Annotated in this window: 7 protein-coding genes; all 7 read right to left on the minus strand. The window is 44.9% G+C overall.

Going from position 1 to position 21628, the window contains the following annotated elements:
- The 7 genes from STSP1_RS06615 to STSP1_RS06645 all read right to left on the minus strand — a co-directional run bounded on the left by STSP1_RS06615 (nt 1) and on the right by STSP1_RS06645 (nt 21627).
- On the minus strand, nt 1-10236 hold the full coding sequence (locus tag STSP1_RS06615) for a filamentous hemagglutinin N-terminal domain-containing protein (protein WP_085755596.1): 10236 nt from the start codon (nt 10234-10236) through the stop codon (nt 1-3).
- A 37-nt stretch (nt 10237-10273) separates the two neighbouring features.
- On the minus strand, nt 10274-13219 hold the full coding sequence (locus tag STSP1_RS06620) for a ShlB/FhaC/HecB family hemolysin secretion/activation protein (protein WP_123807006.1): 2946 nt from the start codon (nt 13217-13219) through the stop codon (nt 10274-10276).
- Between the two features lie 124 nt (nt 13220-13343).
- On the minus strand, nt 13344-14300 hold the full coding sequence (locus STSP1_RS06625) for a hypothetical protein (protein ID WP_085755598.1): 957 nt from the start codon (nt 14298-14300) through the stop codon (nt 13344-13346).
- Nucleotides 14301-18635, minus strand: coding sequence for a type VI secretion protein IcmF/TssM N-terminal domain-containing protein (locus tag STSP1_RS06630; protein ID WP_085755599.1), 4335 nt, complete (start codon nt 18633-18635; stop codon nt 14301-14303). It lies immediately after the preceding gene.
- Between the two features lie 14 nt (nt 18636-18649).
- The gene (locus STSP1_RS06635) at nt 18650-19348 is read right to left on the minus strand and encodes a DotU family type IV/VI secretion system protein (RefSeq protein WP_085755600.1); all 699 of its coding nucleotides are present in this window, start codon (nt 19346-19348) and stop codon (nt 18650-18652) included.
- The gene (tssK, locus tag STSP1_RS06640; protein WP_085755601.1) at nt 19349-20710 is read right to left on the minus strand and encodes a type VI secretion system baseplate subunit TssK; all 1362 of its coding nucleotides are present in this window, start codon (nt 20708-20710) and stop codon (nt 19349-19351) included.
- Nucleotides 20710-21627: a hypothetical protein gene (locus STSP1_RS06645; RefSeq protein ID WP_085755602.1), complete on the minus strand. Its 918-nt coding sequence runs from the start codon at nt 21625-21627 to the stop codon at nt 20710-20712. The genes tssK and STSP1_RS06645 overlap by 1 nt, the downstream gene beginning before the upstream one ends.
- Between the last annotated feature and the right edge of the window lies 1 nt (nt 21628).

The raw sequence follows: 21628 nt of genomic DNA on the forward strand, positions 1-21628 counted from the left end.
TTAATCCTCTGTATCTTCTTCAAAAAAGTCCATGTAAGAACGGACAGCTTTATTACTATCCTTAGTAACCTCGACCCGCTTGGCCGCCATTAGATCTTCGACGTCGTCCTGCTCCAAGTGGATTTCATTACCAGTCAGTTCATTCATAAATGACTGATAAGCATTATTCCACTGGAAGACCGTTTCAGCATTGGCATCTCCTTTATTGTATCTAAGATTGAGGAACTGATTGAATTTAGAGTAAAGGTTCCTGTCTTCTCCAAAGCCTTCTTCTACTGAGAAACTGCTCTGTTTGCTGAAATCTTCAAAGAGTGCATTCAAAGATTCCTTAAAGCCGTCTGTATCAGAAAGTATCAAGTCGTACCTTCTCAGCCTCTGAGCTGCCCGGACAGGCTTGCTGTCTGTAATGTAATAATCACTTTCAGCCTTTGTGAAATGAACCTTTTCGTTACCGACGAAATTTAGAAGCCAGCTAAGCAGCTCTTTAACATTCAGAGAAGATGAATCCACCTGATCTGAGTAATCAAAGCTGAAAGGCTTGAATACAGCTTCATCCGGTGAAACTATAAGCTCAAGAACCTCTGCCGGTGTTTTACCTCTGAAGACATACACTAAATGATCATCGAATTTAGTTTCTTCGTTTTCAATTTTGCTGTCAGCAAACGGCAGTGTATTTTTTCGGTTCTCGCTGGCTTCATCAAGGGTGTTTGTTTTTCTGGAAACAGCTTCTATTCTCGCAAGCTGTGATGTCCCGTCCAGGACACTGTCTTCAAACTGCTTATTGAATTTTACTGAATCCTGAGCATCAATTACAAGCGTTCCGTTTCCTGAATTCACGAGATTTTCAAGAGTAATGCTGCCTTCGCCGGAATTTTCCTCGCCGGCAGAAAGGTAGATAGCTATATCAGACGGCTCGCCGCCTAACTCGCCGCTGTCCCTGAAATCTACAGAAGACCTGTCATCATTCACAGAAGGATCGAAGCTGCCGTTTGCAGTGAGCTTACCGCTGACAACAACATCTTCGCCGCTTCGAATTATCAAAGCTGCAAGACCTTCACCTGAAGGCAGTTCAACTCCGCTTCCGGAAACCGTACCTGTATTTTGATCTGTATTCTGGTCGGAGTATCCAATGATATCCACACTGATCTTTCCTGGCGTCCCTGAAGTTTGAACAAGGCCTTTCTCAGCAGTAATATTAACTCCGCTGTTTTCTGCCTCAACATTACCATCCAGAGATATTCCGCCCTTCTCGCTTTCAACATGAATATTGCCTGTATTGGCTGAAAGCTCACCTGTACGAATATCGGCTTCACCCTTCAGCTCTACACCTGTTTCGCCGTCAGCAGTTATTTTCTCCCACTTATCGGCTAATTGAGTAGAAACTTTACCTGAAGTTGAAATGAGATCTGCTTCGCTGTTCTCCTTATCTTCAACGCCAAACTCATCAAGGTTTAAGTCGTCATTTGATGTTAAATAAAGATCTTCGGAATAGAAATCAACATCACCATCTGTATCGCTGATCGAACCGTTGCTTGCAGTAAGACGGGTTTCATCGCCTGCTGTTACATCAAACTCTGCAATGCTCTGAGCTGCGGTGAGCGAGACATTGCTGCCTGCTGCAGCAGCTGTATTCTCAATGCTGCCCGCTGTTGTCTCTATAGCAGCATCGCTGCCCGCTTGAACGTCGGCCTGAGCGATCGTATCGCCTGCTGTTATATCAGCATCCACGCCCGCTTCTGCATTAAGGCTGTCAAGGCCGTCTGCCTCTGAAACATAAACTGAACCGTTTTCAGAATCCGCTTTGAGAGTGTCGGCGTCAGTACCGATGTTGGAGGCATCGCTGCCGATATCGCCATTTGCCGTGAGTACGGCATCTGCGGCAGTTACGTCCGAATCGCCATCTGTATCCTGAATGCTGCCGGCATTCGCTGTTACAGCGGCCTCGCCTGAGGCTGTTACATCAAACTCAGAAACGTCATTCTCTGCGGTGAGAGAAGCGTCCTGACCGGCTTGCACCTTTGCATCAGCAATAGAATCGCCTGCTGTGAGCGTGGCATCCTCACCGGCAGTTGTATCGGAGCTGTTAATGCTTCCAGCAGCTTCGATATCTGCATTGCCGGCGGTGGCTGATGCAACTGAATTATTTATATCACCAGATGTGGTCTTAACAGAGGCATTCTGGCCTGCTGTTACCTGAGACTGGGCTATCGTATCGCCCGCAGTAAGCTCTGCATCCGATGAAGCAGTTATCTCTGCCGAATCAAGCCCATCCTTTTCGGATATATGCACTGAGCCGTTTGCTGAATCTGCTGTAAGCTCAGAGACCTGAGTTCCTATCGCAGCTGCCGGACCGCCGGCAGACCCGTCAGCTTCAAGCTCAGCAGCAGAGGCTGTTACGTCAACTGACTCATCTGAATCTGTAATTGAGCCGCTGTTGGCTGTAAGGACAGCTTTATTGCCTGCTGTTATATCAAACTCTGAGATGTCATTCTCTGCTGTGAGAGAAGCATCCTGCCCTGCATCTACAACTGTATCGGCAATCGAACCGCCTGCTGCGAGCTCTGCATTATTCGCTGCATCTACTTCAGCATTCCTGATTGAATCAAGTGCTGTTAAGTAAGCATTTGCGCCTGCTGCAACCACTGCGTTCTCAATGCTGCCCGCTGTTGTCTCTATAGCAGCATCGCTGCCCGCTTGAACGTCGGCCTGAGCAATTGTATCGCCTGCTGTTATATCAGCATCCACGCCGGCTTCTGCATTAAGGCTGTCAAGGCCGTCTGCCTCTGAAACATAAACTGAACCGTTTTCAGAATCCGCTGTGAGAGTGTCGGCGTCAGTACCGATGTTGGAGGCATCGCTTCCAATATCGCCATTTGCCGTGAGAACGGCATCTGCGGCTGTTACATCCGAATCGGCATCTGTATCCTGAATGCTGCCGCTATTCGCTGTTACAGCAGCCTCGCCTGAGGCTGTTACATCAAACTCAGAAACATCATTCTCTGCCGTGAGAGAAGAGTCATGACCGGCTTGCACCTTTGCATCAGCAATAGAATCGCCTGCTGTGAGCGTAGCATCCGCACCGGCAGTTGTATCGGAGCTGTTAATGCTTCCAGCAGATTCGATATCTGCATTGCCGGTCGTGGCTGTTACTTGCGAATCAGTTATATCTCCGTCCGCTTCGACGCCTGCATCTCTGCCGGCTTCTGCTTCAAGCTGGCCAATTGCTCCGCCTGCATCAAGCATTACGTCCTGACCGGACGCTTTGGCATTTACCACTGCCCCGTTTAGACCGTCAGTCTCTGATACATAAACAGAACCGTTAGCGGATTCAGCAGTCAGGGTGTCAACTGTCGTATTTATATAATTGTCAAGTCCGCCTATGCCCTTCTCCGCACTAATCGCAAGATCCGCTGCTGAGACATCCGAATCGGTATCCTTATCTATCACGCCGCCATTCTCAGCGGTAAGAGAAGCGTCTTGGCTGGAGGTTATATCGAAGTCTTCAATGTTATTCTCTGCCGTGAGAGAAGTATCTCCGGATGTTGATTCAACAACTGAATTCCTGATATCTCCGGTCGTTGTTACGATCTCTGCACTGCCAGCTGTCATTTCTGCGCTGTCTATTGTTCCGCCGGACTCAAGATAGCCGGCATCGCCTGCAGTAACTGCGGCATCAGCTAAACCATCATCCTCAACGATATATGCTGAGCCCGCTGCATCTGCATTAAGCGTGCTTACATCTGTCTGAACCTTATCTGCATCTGTGCCGATTGAACCAGAAGCAGCAGTAAGCTCTGCATTCTTCGCTGTTACATCAATCTCGGCGTCGGTGTCTGTTATATCTCCCGCCAGAGCGGTAAGCGAGGCTTTCTCGCCCGCTTGATCGCCTGCTGTTACATCAAACTCTGCAATGCTCTGAGCTGCGGTGAGCGAGACATTGCTGCCTGCTGCAGCAGCTGCATTCTCAATGCTGCCCGCTGTTGTCTCTATAGCAGCATCGCTGCCCGCTTGAACGTCGGCCTGAGCAATTGTATCGCCTGCTGTTATATCAGCATCCACGCCGGCCTCTGCATTAAGGCTGTCAAGGCCGTCTGCCTCTGAGACATAAACTGAACCGTTTTCAGAATCCGCTGTGAGAGTGTCGGCGTCAGTACCGATGTTGGAGGCATTGCTGCCGATATCGCCATTTGCCGTGAGAACGGCATCTGCGGCAGTTACATCCGAATCGGCATCTGTATCCTGAATGCTGCCGGCATTCGCTGTTACAGCAGCATCGCCTGAGGCTGTTACATCAAACTCAGAAACATCATTCTTTGCCGTGAGAGAAGAGTCCTGACCGGCTTGCACCTTTGCATCAACAATAGAATCGCCTGCTGTGAGCGTGGCATCCGCACCGGCAGTTATATCGGAGCTGTTAATGCTTCCAGCAGCTTCGATATCTGCATTGCCGGCGGTGGCTGATGCAACTGAATTATTTATATCACCAGATGTGGTCTTAACAGAGGCATTCTGGCCTGCTGTTAACTGAGACTGGGCTATCGTATCGCCCGCAGTAAGCTCTGCATCCGATGAAGCAGTTATCTCTGCCGAATCAAGCCCGTCCTTTTCGGATATATGCACTGAGCCGTTTGCTGAATCTGCTGTAAGCTCAGAGACCTGAGTTCCTATCGCAGCTGCCGGACCGCCGGCAGACCCGTCAGCTTCAAGCTCAGCAGCAGAGGCTGTTACGTCAACTGACTCATCTGAATCTGTAATTGAGCCGCTGTTGGCTGTAAGGACAGCTTTATTGCCTGCTGTTATATCAAACTCTGAGATGTTATTCTCTGCTGTGAGAGAAGCATCTTGTCCTGCATCTACAACTGTATCGGCAATCGAACCGCCTGCTGCGAGCTCTGCATTATTCGCTGCATCTACTTCAGCATTCCTGATTGAATCAAGTGCTGTTAAGTAAGCATTTGCGCCTGCTGCAACCACTGCGTTCTCAATGCTGCCCGCTGTTGTCTCTATAGAAGCATCGCTGCCCGCTTGAACGTCGGCCTGAGCAATCGTATCGCCTGCTGTTATATCAGCATCAACGCCGGCTTCTGCATTAAGGCTGTCAAGGCCGTCTGCCTCTGAAACATAAACTGAACCGTTTTCAGAATCCGCTGTGAGAGTGTCGGCGTCAGTACCGATGTTGGAGGCATCGCTGCCGATATCGCCGTCTGCCGTGAGAACGGCATCTGCGGCTGTTACATCCGAATCGGCATCTGTATCCTGAATGCTGCCGCTATTCGCTGTTACAGCAGCCTCGCCTGAGGCTGTTACATCAAACTCAGAAACATCATTCTCTGCCGTGAGAGAAGAGTCCTGACCGGCTTGCACCTTTGCATCAGCAATAGAATCGCCTGCTGTGAGCGTAGCATCCGCACCGGCAGTTGTATCGGAGCTGTTAATGCTTCCAGCAGATTCGATATCTGCATTGCCGGTCGTGGCTGTTACTTGCGAATCAGTTATATCTCCGTCCGCTTCGACGCCTGCATCTCTGCCGGCTTCTGCTTCAAGCTGGCCAATTGCTCCGCCTGCATCAAGCATTACATCCTGACCGGACGCTTTGGCATTTACCACTGCCCCGTTTAGACTGTCAGTCTCTGATACATAAACTGAACCGTTAGCGGATTCAGCAGTCAGGGTGTCAACTGTCGTATTTATATAATTGTCAAGTCCGCCTATGCCCTTCTCCGCAGTAATCGCAAGATCCGCTGCTGAGACATCCGAATCGGCATCCTTATCTATCACGCCGCCATTCTCAGCGGTAAGAGAAGCGTCTTGGCTGGAGGTTATATCGAAGTCTTCAATGTTATTCTCTGCCGTGAGAGAAGTATCTCCGGATGTTGATTCAACAACTGAATTCCTGATATCTCCGGTCGTTGTTACGATCTCTGCACTGCCAGCTGTCATTTCTGCGCTGTCTATTGTTCCGCCGGACTCAAGATAGCCGGCATCGCCTGCAGTAACTGCGGCATCAGCTAAACCATCATCCTCAACGATATAAGCTGAGCCCGCTGCATCTGCATTAAGCGTGCTTACATCTGTCTGAACCTTATCTGCATCTGTGCCGATTGAACCAGAAGCAGCAGTAAGCTCTGCATTCTTCGCTGTTACATCAATCTCGGCGTCGGTGTCTGTTATATCTCCCGCCAGAGCGGTAAGCGAGGCTTTCTCGCCCGCTTGATCGCCTGCTGTTACATCAAACTCTGCAATGCTCTGAGCTGCGGTGAGCGAGACATTGCTGCCTGCTGCAGCAGCTGCGTTTTCAATGCTGCCCGCTGTTGTCTCTATAGCAGCATCGCTGCCCGCTTGAACGTCGGCCTGAGCAATCGTATCGCCTGCTGTTATATCAGCATCCACGCCGGCCTCTGCATTAAGGCTGTCAAGGCCGTCTGCCTCTGAGACATAAACTGAACCGTTTTCAGAATCCGCTGTGAGAGTGTCGGCGTCAGTACCGATGTTGGAGGCATCGCTTCCAATATCACCATTTGCCGTGAGAACGGCATCTGCGGCTGTTACATCCGAATCGGCATCTGTATCCTGAATGCTGCCGGCATTCGCTGTTACAGCAGCCTCGCCTGAGGCTGTTACATCAAACTCAGAAACATCATTCTCTGCCGTGAGAGAAGAGTCCTGACCGGCTTGCACCTTTGCATCAGCAATAGAATCGCCTGCTGTGAGCGTGGCATTCGCACCGGCAGTTGTATCGGAGCTGTTAATGCTTCCAGCAGCTTCGATATCTGCATTGCCGGCGGTGGCTGATGCAACTGAATTATTTATATCACCAGATGTGGTCTTAACAGAGGCATTCTGACCTGCTGTTAACTGAGACTGGGCTATCGTATCGCCCGCAGTAAGCTCTGCATCCGATGAAGCAGTTATCTCTGCCGAATCAAGCCCGTCCTTTTCGGATATATGCACTGAGCCGTTTGCTGAATCTGCTGTAAGCTCAGAGACCTGAGTTCCTATCGCAGCTGCCGGACCGCCGGCAGACCCGTCAGCTTCAAGCTCAGCAGCAGAGGCTGTTACGTCAACTGACTCATCTGAATCTGTAATTGAGCCGCTGTTGGCTGTAAGGACAGCTTTATTGCCTGCTGTTATATCAAACTCTGAGATGTTATTCTCTGCTGTGAGAGAAGCATCTTGTCCTGCATCTACAACTGTATCGGCAATCGAACCGCCTGCTGCGAGCTCTGCATTATTCGCTGCATCTACTTCAGCATTCCTGATTGAATCAAGTGCTGTTAAGTAAGCATTTGCGCCTGCTGCAACCACTGCGTTCTCAATGCTGCCCGCTGTTGTCTCTATAGAAGCATCGCTGCCCGCTTGAACGTCGGCCTGAGCAATCGTATCGCCTGCTGTTATATCAGCATCCACGCCGGCTTCTGCATTAAGGCTGTCAAGGCCGTCTGCCTCTGAAACATAAACTGAACCGTTTTCAGAATCCGCTGTGAGCGTATCGGCGTCAGTACCGATGTTGGAGGCATCGCTGCCGATATCGCCGTCTGCCGTGAGAACGGCATCTGCGGCTGTTACATCCGAATCGGCATCTGTATCCTGAATGCTGCCGGCATTCGCTGTTACAGCAGCCTCGCCTGAGGCTGTTACATCAAACTCAGAAACATCATTCTCTGCCGTGAGAGAAGAGTCCTGACCGGCTTGCACCTTTGCATCAGCAATAGAATCGCCTGCTGTGAGCGTGGCATCCGCACCGGCAGTTGTATCGGAGCTGTTAATGCTTCCAGCAGATTCGATATCTGCATTGCCGGTCGTGGCTGTTACTTGCGAATCAGTTATATCTCCGTCCGCTTCGACGCCTGCATCTCTGCCGGCTTCTGCTTCAAGCTGACCAATTGCTCCGCCTGCATCAAGCATTACATCCTGACCGGACGCTTTGGCATTTACCACTGCCCCGTTTAGACTGTCAGTCTCTGATACATAAACTGAACCGTTAGCGGATTCAGCAGTCAGGGTGTCAACTGTCGTATTTATATAATTGTCAAGTCCGCCTATGCCCTTCTCCGCAGTAATCGCAAGATCCGCTGCTGAGACATCCGAATCGGTATCCTTATCTATCACGCCGCCATTCTCAGCAGTAAGAGAAGCGTCTTGGCTGGAGGTTATATCGAAGTCTTCAATGTTATTCTCTGCCGTGAGAGAAGTATCTCCGGATGTTGATTCAACAACTGAATTCCTGATATCTCCGGTCGTTGTTACGATCTCTGCACTGCCAGCTGTCATTTCTGCGCTGTCTATTGTTCCGCCGGACTCAAGATAGCCGGCATCGCCTGCAGTAACTGCGGCATCAGCTAAACCATCATCCTCAACGATATATGCTGAGCCCGCTGCATCTGCATTAAGCGTGCTTACATCTGTCTGAACCTTATCTGCATCTGTGCCGATTGAACCAGAAGCAGCAGTAAGCTCTGCATTCTTCGCTGTTACATCAATCTCGGCGTCGGTGTCTGTTATATCTCCCGCCAGAGCGGTAAGCGAGGCTTTCTCGCCCGCTTGATCGCCTGCTGTTACATCAAACTCTGCAATGCTCTGAGCTGCGGTGAGCGAGACATTGCTGCCTGCTGCAGCAGCTGTATTCTCAATGCTGCCCGCTGTTGTCTCTATAGCAGCATCGCTGCCCGCTTGAACGTCGGCCTGAGCGATCGTATCGCCTGCTGTTATATCAGCATCCACGCCCGCTTCTGCATTAAGGCTGTCAAGGCCGTCTGCCTCTGAAACATAAACTGAACCGTTTTCAGAATCCGCTTTGAGAGTGTCGGCGTCAGTACCGATGTTGGAGGCATCGCTGCCGATATCGCCATTTGCCGTGAGTACGGCATCTGCGGCAGTTACGTCCGAATCGCCATCTGTATCCTGAATGCTGCCGGCATTCGCTGTTACAGCGGCCTCGCCTGAGGCTGTTACATCAAACTCAGAAACGTCATTCTCTGCGGTGAGAGAAGCGTCCTGACCGGCTTGCACCTTTGCATCAGCAATAGAATCGCCTGCTGTGAGCGTGGCATCCTCACCGGCAGTTGTATCGGAGCTGTTAATGCTTCCAGCAGCTTCGATATCTGCATTGCCGGCGGTGGCTGATGCAACTGAATTATTTATATCACCAGATGTGGTCTTAACAGAGGCATTCTGACCTGCTGTTACCTGAGACTGGGCTATCGTATCGCCCGCAGTAAGCTCTGCATCCGATGAAGCAGTTATCTCTGCCGAATCAAGCCCATCATATTCTCTTACATAAACAGAACCTGAATTCGAGACGGCCTTAGCATCTGAAACATCTGTCTGTATGCTCTGGCCGGCAGAATCAGGGCCTCCAATATCACTTTCAGCCTCAGCTTCAAAATTATCTGCCTGAATATCATTGCCGCTGTCGGTATCACTGATACCTCCTTTGGTAGATTTAAGCTTTATATTAGCCCCGGAAATGGCCATTGAATAGATATCGCCTGAAGCTGCTATGAAGGCATCGTTGTTGTCTGCTTCCACATTACCGGCTTTAACATCATTCAATAATGTTCCCATTTCAACATCCGGCAGCTCTAAATCTGCGCCTTTGAAATTAGTTATTGTTATCTTATTGCCGGCACCTATGGCTATAGAACCGTCCGGGATTTTAATAGTACCGTTGTTTATGAACTTTCTCCCCAGCAGAACAGCTTTGTCTGTACCGGCCATATCCAATGTCCCGTCCACCTGCAGATCGCCTGTAGCACCTGCAAAGGTAAGATTGTCATTGAGAAAATCTGTATCAGAGATATTCAGCCCAGAAGCAAGAAACCGATTTACATTGATGCTCGCCCCATCTCCAAAATAAATACCTGCGGGATTAACAAACAGCACCTGCCCGTTACCGGTTATGCTGCCGTTAATTTGGGAGGGATTAGCAAAATTTATACGATTTAGGATTGCCGCATCATTGCCTGCAGTCTGATTAAAATTTACTGCCCATGCAGAATCTACATTGAACTTAGAATAATTGACTATATTCTTAAGTTCTGTAGTAGTGAAGCTGACGTTTTGCCCATTTACTGAATAATTTACATTACCTTGAACAGGGTTATAGCCCTCAATCATATCCTCTACCACATCTTCAGCGTAACAGCTGAAAACAGGCAGATTGAATGCTATTGAAAAGCACGCAAGTATAATTAAAGCGTCTCTTACAATTTTTGAAAAAGCAAATAAAGATTTCATTTTAATTCCTCTTATAACTTAAGATCACCAATATGCATTACCAACGATATATGAAGCGAACACTCCATCTTTGATCGCCCTTTTCAGTTTCTTCTGTATCTTCAAACGGGAAGCCGCAGTAAATTTCACCTTCAAGATTTTCGCCAAATCCCCAAACAGCACCAAGGCCTGCTGAGAAAAGCTCCTGAGAATCGTCTTCACCTGCAATGGGATCGACGAAATCGGGCTTGCCGTAATCTGCGAAACCTGCCAAAGCTATCCTAGAAAATTTATCGCTTTTAACTTTTTCATCTTCTGAGTCTTTCCGGTAATTCATAAAACCAAGTAAATCCAACTCATACTGCAAACTAGCATTATAGCCGCCGTCTGCAACTATCTCATCCTCTTCATAGCCCCTTACAGAATTAAATCCGCCAAAGGTGCTCATTTTGGATGAGACAAGCCTGTCTGAGGAATAGATGTATTCAAAATCAGTTTTCAAGCGATGTATTTTACTTTCCCCAAAGAATTGGTCATGATTGAAGTTCACAGATAATATACTGAAATCGGGCTCTGCTCTGCGTCTTGCCTTATCAAATTCCTCTTCAGAAGACCCGTCGTAATTATAATCCACGCCAACCTCAACTCGCGTTTTATTCAGGCCCTGGTCTCTGTAAAGGACGAGCCCGCCGCCGAGCATTTCCAAATCAATATCAGTGTCAATGCCGATACTGCTGTTACCGAATACACGGTTAATATAAGATTTTTCAGAACTTACCCCTGCCTTTGCATCAAGCATCCATTCGCCTGCACTGAAAAGATTTAAGATAAATTCCGTTCCGTAGATTTCACCCTCACCACGGAAAAGCAAATCTGATATCGCCTGAGAATCGGAATCAAATTGGCTGTATCCATAGTAAACTCTATTCTGAAGGTAGGGAGTGAAGAACGGGAACTTATATGAGGCGAAAACAGAGTAATTGTCCTTGAACGCCTGTGATGGTTCTTCAAAAAGACCGCCCTGATAGAATATTGTGGCCGTATCATTTCTTCCTGTAAGGTTTGTAGTAGTAAGACCTATAACAGGGTCCCACTGTCTTTCTTCAGAGCCGGAATTATCAATCTGAGCGAGGATATGCCAAGGCCTTCTCTCATAGAATTGATATTCAATATTCATAGTATTCGGGTCATCACCTCTGCTTACCACAGGACTGACATACAAATCTGGATTCTGATTAAGAACTTGAACAAAGCTGTTAAGCTCATTATGTTTAATCAATTCGCCTTTTTTCGCTGGCGACCAAGACTGGACTATCTCAGCATCAATATGGCCGTCTTCTTTCTTTTCAGGCAAACCGGTTTTGGTTTCAGAGTCCACGTTGTAGTATTTACTGGATGATTCGCCTACTTTGCCCTCAATCACATTTATATTAAGCTTATTATTCTTCAGTCCGCCCTGGCTGTTCATTTCTGTTGCAGGGACATACACAAATATACCGGAATAACGTTTGTTGTACTGCTCAAGGATATATTTGATCAATCCCTGAATCTCTGCCTTAGAAACCTGCTCGGATTTAGACTGCTTCATAAGAAGCTTATGAAAAACGGTAAGGTCGTAATGTTTTTCTTCTTCGCCCTTTTCAGAATATATTACAGGCATATTTTCTATAAGCTCACTGTCAGGGATATGCTCATTGCCAAAAATAGCAAAGTCTTCAACTTTGAATTTCTGATCAGAGCTCTGATAATCCAGATAAGAAGGAACCGATGCCTCTGCAATCAGGTAATCGTATTTCAGGTTGCTGGCCTTCAGGTCGGCTAAATATTTCTCTTTCAGCTGTTTCTTTTTATTCTCGTATTCAGCCTTGAGCTTCTTTATAGCCTCTTTATTCCCTTCGAGTTTTTTCAGCGAATCTTTATAGGCCCGCTCTTCGTCGGCGAGGTTTGCCTTATAAGCGTTTTTAATAGATCTATTGGTTTCCTTGCGACGCTGATTCAGTCTTTTTTTCTGTGCGGAAATTTTCTTTTCTTCGCTGCGAGCCATTACCTCTTTGAGTTTATCAACAGGCTGATCTGAATATTTCTCTTCAATGTATTCCTCTGAGCCGCCCGCATCAGCATACTTATCTGAATATTCTTCCAACACCTGAGCATACTGAGATTTGATGCTCTCATTTCTATCCTCATGCTTAGATCTTATTTCTTCGCGTTCGGACTCATACTCTGAGCTCAGCCCTTTTATCTGACGTTCTCTGTCAATCTTTAATGCTGCTATTCTGGTATTGAGTTTTTCCTGCTCGGCAGGGCTTTCAGCCTTTTCAGATTTCCTGAGGTTCTTTTTCAATACAGCAATCTGCTCAGAACAGTTCTTTCTGATGCTTTCCTTTTTGGCTTCATAATCCTCTCTGGCATCGTGCAAGGCTTCTTTCAAATCTTTTACGATTTGCTCTTCCTTAATGGAAAGCTCTTCAAGTTTTTTGATAAGCTGTTTTTCAATAGCTTTGAGCTTCTCATCGCTGTCCGGCATGGGGGCTTCAGATTCATCTGCCGGCTTTTCTTTCTTATCAGCTTCCTGCTTGCCCTTGTCTTTAACAGCAGCCTTGCTTTTATCGGATTGTTTAGCTTTCTCTGCCTTCTCAGCGGCTCTAAGAGAAGATTCAAGTCTTTTCTCTTTTTCGCTTAATTCCTTTTTCACAGCTTTGACCTGCTGCAAGGAATTTTTGTACTGGTCTTTGAGTTCCTTAAGCCTTTTTTTGTGCCTGGCCTCAAGGGCTTTTTTCTCATTATCCAGCCTTTGCTTAATTTTCTTCTTCTCGCCTGAGACAAAGAGTCCTCCAAGACCAGCAACCCCGGCCTCTTCTTTACGCTTTTTGACTGCTAAGATCTTCTTTTTATAAGAAGCTTTTTCAGCCTTCACCTTTTGTTCGTACTGCTCTTTTGCATTTTCCTTCTGCACCTCAAGCCTTTCCTCAAGGAAAGGTTTTTGAGATTTGAATTGCTCCATCTCCCTTTTAATCTCCGCAGCAGACCTTTGATCTGCACTCTCCGCAAAGACATTTGCGGGGAGAAGGCAATAAAGTGCAAAAAACAACACTGGCATTAACTTTAAATCTTTCATACAGCAAACCCTAAACAAATCTAACTTTAAAATTATTTTCGAATTCTTCCGTTTTGTAAGGAATCTCTGTTGTTAAAGGCATTTGGGCTAACCCAGCCTTTAAGCAATAAAGATTCCTTGCTTCCGGCTTTCCTACTATCAAATCAAAATAGTTTTTCTCAGAAGGCATAAAAATGAACTTATCCAAAGCCGATGAGAAAAACTTCTCTATAAAACTCAGCCAGATCACCAAGCCGCGTTTAACACTGTAATTTTCAAAGCCTTCAAACGCTTCAAACATCAAATTATCCGGCACCCTTACCTCCCATACATCTTTATCTGAAATTTTTTCGTTCTGAAAATTAGACAAATGTACATGGTCTTTCAAAAGCTGATAACAAACCCTCTTAAGCTTTTCTGAAACAACCCCCTCGTCAAAGAGAACATCTTTCAGTCCTTCAAACTTCACATCCTTGTTTTTTGGACTTTTTTCTATGTCATTAAAAATTGAACAGAATTTTTCTTCAGTTGCTTTGACAATATCTTCTAATTCTGCGAAAGCCCCGGCGGCTTGTATTTCATCCTGGACTTCGTCGAATAAATCCATATTAAACTCGCTCTCTTCGCTGAAAAGCTCATAACTGCTTTGCACACAAATTAACATCGGGTAATCGCGTCTTCCTTTTCCGTCTGATGATGCCCAGAGCTTTCCGAAAAGAACATCCCTGCCGAGCTTCCAAACATAGTAATGCGAGAAAGGAATTAAACTGGCGTTATCTATTTCGCTCCACAGCCCCTTATCAATCACTTTGCCTATACCCTCAGAATACACAAGATCTCTAAAACGGGTTACAAGTTCGCTTCGCTCCCCGATGATTTCCATATGATCATCAAACACTGGGTGTTTACCGAAAAGAGCGACACGCACATTCTTATCGTTTTCAGCTTTCTTAGTAAATCTTTTAAAGAAATTTGAACCTTTTAACATTTACCTATCAACTCCCAAATTTCCTGCTTTCTGCCAAGTGCTCAAATGCGGCAGATCAATCTTGTCCTCTTCACGACAATCTTTATTTTCGAAAAGCTCCAATCTTAAAATTATATGATAATCTGTGTGCGGCTCTTCCTGGCAGTGCAGCGGAAGCTTGAACACCCCATTATCTTCAAACCTGTTACCTGCCCACAGCTTCAAGCCTCCCCACATGGTTTCATCCGAAAAGCTTGCTGTTTTCCCCCTCTTGGTTTTGTATTCATAAGCATTAACAGAAATAACTGAAGGGTTATGTGAAGGATATTTAACAGGCTCATCAAAGAGGTAATCAGCATCCAAGGTCTTCAATGAGCGACTGTTAAACTGAACACTCCCGAACTTATTTAAAATGCTTTTCTGTTTTTCCAAAGACTCTATGGCGAGTTTATAGTAATACTCTTCTCCTTCCTCTGGAATTATCTTTGACAAAACATCACATTCTTTGATGTATTCTGGGTTAATAATATTTTCCGGCCTGAACAGTGTTTTCAATTCCTTATCAATATCGCCTACACCAAACTCCGGAGACTCAGCAAAATTTGAGAACGAAATTGAAGCAACATTCTCCCTGTATCCGGCAGCTCCCTGTGCTGTAAGCTCTTTATCTGAATTCAAGTTAAGCGGAAAACGGTGAAGGTATTCCTGAAGCTCTTCAACAGAGCTTTTGAATTTGCTTTTGTAATCATCAGCTAAAGTTTGAATGAAGCTTAATGTCAGTTTATAGCAGCAATAAGAAAGGAGTTTATGCTCATTAGAATTAGAATAGAAATAATCTTCCAGATTACCTTCAAGAATTCCTCTCCTTGCTTCAAAGACATCTTTTCCCAGTGCCTCCCATGACCCAAAGACATCATCGAAATCATCAGTGAATGAATTAAGCTTAACCCTGTCTTTGTCTTCTTGGAAATCTTTAATCCGCGAACCGGTTAATTCATAAGGGTAATAGCCCACAGCATCATCTACATCGTTAAGCAGCAGTTCGATTTTTTCGAGATAATTCGCTCTCTTGATCTTTAAATATTTCTCTTCCCAGCTCTTCGAGGAAGCAGCGTATTGATCTAAGAATTTTTGAGGATATTCATAAAGCCAGTAATCTCGGTAATTCTTAAAATATTCTTCATACTCTTGATTTACATAATTTGTGAATTTCCCTTCATCCTTTATATATTCAGAGTCTGAGAAATCTGATTCGAAGCTCTTCTGCAAATCTTCAAAGCCGGATTTGAGCTTCCCGGCAATCGGAGGTGAAAAACCTCTTTCGAAGACAAACTGAGTGCTGAAATTATCTGGATTTGAGTTGGTGCTGTAATTTTCATTTATCAGCTCCTTCAGTCCCGAATCTTCAGCAGGCAGTTTCTTCACGGTTTTACTGATTAATTCTGCCATCTTAAATTTTGAAACAAAATTCTCCGCGCTGAACTCTTTACCATCAGCTAAGGCTGCCCTATTATTCTGAACATCTTCCACTGTTTCAGCTAGATCTTCCCAGTTGTCCTTAAAATTAAAGATGCTCAGCTTATCAAAATCCTTATTCAGGAGCCCTTCAATTGCAGAAGCATAATTGCGGCAGCTCTCTAATGTTCGTTCACCTTTCCCTAACACGAAACTGTGATAATCCTGAACTTTCTTTTTATAATCATCCCCGCCAGTAAAACTTTTCACGCTGCTTTTCACGTCCTCAAGTTTTTTATTTACAAAGCTTGCGAAAGCTTTTTTGAATGGATGCTCACTGCTCCCTTCAGATAAACCTGAAACTGAATCAGCCGCATTATTCAAAATCTCATTTTGTTTTTCCGAGCCTGCCTTCTCTTTCAGGCTGTCAACCAAACCTGGCTTGAGATAGTTCTGAAGATCCCGTTTCATAAAATCTATGAAATCTGAAACGTTCTTCTTATAGTCCTCGGAGATATCATCCCACTGGTCAGTCAGGCTTTCGGATTCAATGAATTCAGATTCCTGGATCGTTTCATACGAGCTGTTTAATTCTTTAATGCGTTTCTCAACGGATTTCTTTGCATCTTCAATAACAGCACTGCTTTTTATTTCTTCCGGCAAGACATCATCTGATGGATATTCTGCAAACAGCTCATTGTAATAATCCTTGTAGGAGCTTAAATCAGAGATAAAAACCCTGAATCTTTTTATCTTTTGATTTTTATTCGGCTTCTCCCAGCTTTCAGCAAATTCGGCGATAACCTTTTCAATTTTGTCATCAAAGGCAGCTAACTGATTTTTTCCGGCGCTTTTATCGCCCTCTGTCTTGGAGGAAAGCATTTCAGTCAAATCGAACTTAGCGTCATCAGCTTCTTTTGAAAACCAATCTTTGTAAACTCTATTAAGATTTTTGAACGCCTGATTACTTGAGCCTGATTCTGAATTCAAAACAATCTCTGCCGGCCATTCCAGATAGCTTTTTGCTTGATTCTTTAGTTCTAAGCTGCTTTCAAGGTCAACCCCGAGCCTCGCCGCGATCAACTGCCTTAATGCAACAACAGCATTGATATAAGCCTCGTTTTTATCCTCATAACTTCCCCATTCAAACTCTTCCAATTCCACAAGGGCGTTTTTGATTATCGGCCAGAGAACATTGGCTTTATACAGCCTTCCGTACGCCTGAACAGTTTGGTCGACAAATCCCGGCGAGAAAAGCTGAGCAGGCTTAAACATCAAAGGAACACCTTCCTGCCTGAAATTCTTGAGCTTTTCACTTAAATCAAAATAAAATTCGTTACGAGGCAGCTCTTTGCCTGTAGAATCAAAAAGCATTTTTTTATTGCCGAGAAAATCGCCTGAATCATTCACAACACTAATTGACTTTAGGTTTCCAATGTCCCAGCTTTTAGCGCTGAAATACTCCTTAATACCTCCCACCGTTTTGTTCCAGTTATATGCTGAAAAACCTGTGAGTACTATAAGCAGCACAATCAAACCAGAGCAAATCCCCAATAGCGAGGCTTTTCTTTTCGTGTATGCGCTGTTTGCATTTGTTGCTCTTGTAACCAATCCTTTTTCGGGGAAAATTTTGTTGATGAAAAGGTCTTTGAGGAAGTATGATTTATCTCTGCCCCAAACCCTGTCTTCTTCGAGCTTATCCAGCTCAACATTCAAGAAATTTGCAAGCTCAGTATCAAGGGCAGCACCCTCTCTCATAGAGGAAGTGAAATATATTCCCCGGAAAAACAGCGGCTTACAAGACCACGTTCTGCTGGTTGAAAAAACTTTGTCTAAATATGATTTAAGCTTGCCGCTGATGGAAGCTAGATGCGATGGGAAAGAAAAATAGAATTCCGGTTTTCTTGAAGCAGTAAAACTGTCCTGAGCTAAATCATCTTCTATTAAAGCAAATTTCCTTCGATTAAGCCAGCTTCTGATGCTCTGGAAATAATCATCAACAGACTGAGAATTATACTGCTCATCAAGCGGCTCGGGATTAGACCAGCCAAAAATCTGATTCTGCTCTGTATGAGAATTCAGATCGTCGAAGAAATCTCTGAATCCCTGTATCAAATCGCATTTACTGATAACTACATAAACAGGGAATCTCACATCGAGCGTTCTCTGTATAACATCAAACTGCATTGCTATTTTTGATGCCTTCTGCTCCACCTCTTCGAGACTGTCTTTAATAAGTGTGTCGGCAGGGATAACAAGGAGTACCCCGTTGATCGGGCAGTTAGGGCGATTTTTTCTAAGCAGATGAAGAAATTCCTTCCATTCCTCAGTTCCGCCTGTTTCTACATCATCAAAAACCATTCGCCCGGCGGTATCAAGAATAACAGAATCATCTGAAAACCACCAGTTCATATTAACAGTCCCTCCTGTACCCTGCAGCAGATCCTGCAGTCCGGGCGGGAAGTTTATATTAGAATGCCTGATAGCTTCAGTCTTACCTGAACCGGGCTCACCAATCACAAGATACCATGGCAGCTCATAAACATTTTTCCCTGCAACTTTGTATGTCTCCATCCCCTCCTTGAATTTATTGCGGAGATATTCGAGTCTGGCTGTTTCATCCGGGTCGTTTATATTTTTCGGTGCGCTGCTCTTAAGAATGCCTTTTTCCATCGGAGCAGCTTTACTTTTCTGAATTTTCTTGAGGATCAGTTTATATAAAACAAACAGAATAATAATCAGCAAAAGCCCGCCTGCTATTACCCAGATCATCGGACCTTTGAGAAAATTACCAAACCTGTTGAGGTAATAAATAATACCACCCACAACGCCCCCGCCGCACATAAGGAAAAGTGCTTTCGAGCTCATTGGGAGAGTATTAAAATCGCTTAACTTAAACATTAAATTACCTAAAACTAATCTAAGCTGTAAATATCTTCAGAATTTATTGAATTTATAGTCTCAGCGCTGTCTTCTATATCATTCGACGCATCGTGATAAAGGCACAGACAGCTCACAAACCAGATTATCAGCAAACTCAGGAAAACTACCCCCAAACCGCCTGCCTTAGGAGCCAACTGTTCTGTAAAGTCTCTTTTGTCAACATTCTTATAGGCCTCGGGGGTAATCTTTGAGCTTTTATCGACTTTATATTTTTCAAATAACCTCTTGAACATTTGCCTCATTATCTGTGAAAGCTCTTCTTCACTGCCGAGATAGGCATTTTTCATCCCCAATCCCAAGCAGGAATAATAAACAGAAAGTCTTTCAGTTGCTTCGGAGCTGTTGTCTTTTAGCTCCTCTTCTAAAATCACAAAAAACTTCTCTTCGCCGGCATACTCATCAAATTCCGAGGCCATAGGCTTCCATGGCTCGCTCAACTTAAAGCCAGATTCGTAAACTATATAATCAGCAAAAAATATGAGCGGGAGTTTTACCTTGTTAAACTGAGATTCCAAGGCCTGGCTTTCCTGACTCTGCTCCTGCATTTGGGAAATCAAATTGTTCAGATCAGTCCTTATTTTGGAGGCATCTAACACATCACCTGAATTAGAAAGTTTTTTCAAGGTGCAGATATAGCTCAAAAATGGTTCTGTTATTTCAATCAATCCCATTTACACCTCCATTGCAAATAATAAAATTTCGAAATCGCTGTTGGGCAAATCAGGCCAGTGCAGAGCAAGCTCCTTATCCTGCACAAACTTATTCCAAACCATTCTGCTCTCTTCGATATTCAAACTGAAATAAGAGCATCCGCTGGGAGTGGGCAGTTCGGGCGGCGGAGTAGGCTCAGGGTCGAGCTGGATTCCGTATATTGGTCTGTGCACTATGCTTTTCGGCATAAGCTTAAAGCTGTCTCGATTGGCCACTGTTGATAAAACGTCTTTGTGATTTTTCCTTGAAATTATCGCAAGATAATACTCACTGCATGAAGAGACCACTTCTTCGGGGACACTGAGGGCATAAATATTTTCAGCAGTATTCTTTTCAAATTTGAATCTCTTATAATTGCTTTCAACCCTTCCTTTGATCAATGAACGAAGATATGTTGAAAGCTCGGTAAATGCATAGCCCAGATTCTCGTGGTCGTATTCCGGAAGTTTTTTCAAATCACTCTCAAGAAAGAACACAGAAAGTTCATAAACCAGTTCTTTGAAAGACAGGAATGCCTCATAAGGGTGCATCTTGGGCAGGGCAGGGAGCAAAGACTCAAATCTTCCTGCATATCTGCTCAAAGTTCTCAATTTCAACACATCAACTAACTGACTGCCCCTGAGATTATTCAATGGCTGATTAGAACGCTGGAAAAGATTCCAGAAATCGTTTCTGCTCGCAATCACCTGATTCATCAAATCCCTGACCTCTTTGAGCAGAGCTGGAGAACCAGACAAACTCCTGCATGGCGGAACAAATCTCACCTGCCTTACAGGCAACCCCGAATCATCTCCCGTTGACCTTCCAATCTTCAAAAGCGGCAAAAGCTCTAAATCCCCGGTATCATCAAAATTAGTAACAAGACGGGCATTCAGTTTGAGCAGCTCTATATCCTGCGGATTTTCTCCGGTACTTTCGTCATAAACGGTTTCATATTCAGTGCAAAAATGCTTTTTAACGCTCGCTGCAGCCCCTTGCACCACATTTGATCTGTCAGAATACCTTAGAGGCAGGGCAAGGCTTACGGTAACAGCTTCTGTTGACTGAGCGAAAATTTCCTGAATATTCAGCGAGGGCAGAACAGCGTTCCCAGGATAGTCTACTAATATGCCGCTGGGCATCACGGCTTTGAGTTTATCAAAACAAACAATAAAGTTTTTCAGCCTGTCATCAGAGCAGGTAAATTCAATCACACCCTTGGGATAGAAGCTGCTGCTGCAGATAGTCTGAAATCTTCCATCTATGCTTCGCTGCATATACTGCATATGATGAGGCTGCATAAACAGCCCTTCTGTCCAAGATATGTGTCCGTGTTCACTCATCAGCTGCTCTCTACCAATTTATTAACAAGAGACTCCAATTCCTCGCCCTGTATTCTGCGAATTTCATCACGCAGATAATCCGTGGAAAACTGCTCTCTGTAACGATCTTTATAAAGCTGCCAGCACCTTACCTCTTTACTCTTCCAAAAGTTAGAGCCTTCGAATTGGATATCTTTTTCTATGTTGTAAGGGGCAAGCCGAGGCACAATCCTCTCAGTAAACTTCTCGCCAACTTTATCAGAAAGCCTCAGAACCGAATAAACAAGCATCTTAAATCGCTTCAGCTCCTTGTCTTCTTTGGTATTTTTATAGCCGGCCGCCTGCTCGGCTGATTCTTTGAGCCTTTCTTCAAGACCCTTGGATAATCTCCAAGACACCTTGATGTCATACATCTTCAGTATTTTCCCGATCACAGAGATGAGGCTGAAAATAAATTCTGACATAAGCGGGAATAGGCTTTCATCTTTATCTTTAGAAGACAGGGCTTCTTTAGGCTCCTCTGATTTGTCGCTGTTTGCCAACAAAGAACCAAAATCAGAATCTTTAAATCTGCTGATTATTTGCTGTTTTTCTGATTCGTTAGAATTGATGTAAATTGAATACAGTTTGCTGTAGAGCTGATCTATATTATCAGCAGAGAAGCTATCAGTACCGGAAGATTCTGAACAATCCGCGTCTCCAGTGCTCAGATTACAATAGGATAAATCCGATAAGACAGGAAACTCCTGATTCAGCGCTTCAAAGTAAGCTTCTCTTTCCTCAGGATTCAATTTCTGCATCGTGCTTTTTATCACTCCTTTTATTTCATACTTAAGGCTTTCGGTGTTCTCACCTGAGAAATTAGCCAGAATAGATTTTATCCGGTACACAGATTCGGCCTGAACTCCCTGATGTTTATTTTCTTTTAGTAAAGGCACT

The sequence above is a fragment of the Sedimentisphaera salicampi genome (genome assembly GCF_002117005.1).
In the GTDB taxonomy this organism is placed as follows: domain Bacteria; phylum Planctomycetota; class Phycisphaerae; order Sedimentisphaerales; family Sedimentisphaeraceae; genus Sedimentisphaera; species Sedimentisphaera salicampi.

Coding starts and splice junctions, on each gene's coding strand:
- STSP1_RS06615 (WP_085755596.1), bottom strand. CDS start 10,236: ATGAAATCTTTATTTGCTTTTTCAAAAATTGTAAGAGACGCTTTAATT.
- STSP1_RS06620 (WP_123807006.1), bottom strand. CDS start 13,219: ATGGAGCAATTCAAATCTCAAAAACCTTTCCTTGAGGAAAGGCTTGAG.
- STSP1_RS06625 (WP_085755598.1), bottom strand. CDS start 14,300: ATGTTAAAAGGTTCAAATTTCTTTAAAAGATTTACTAAGAAAGCTGAA.
- STSP1_RS06630 (WP_085755599.1), bottom strand. CDS start 18,635: ATGTTTAAGTTAAGCGATTTTAATACTCTCCCAATGAGCTCGAAAGCA.
- STSP1_RS06635 (WP_085755600.1), bottom strand. CDS start 19,348: ATGGGATTGATTGAAATAACAGAACCATTTTTGAGCTATATCTGCACC.
- tssK (WP_085755601.1), bottom strand. CDS start 20,710: ATGAGTGAACACGGACACATATCTTGGACAGAAGGGCTGTTTATGCAG.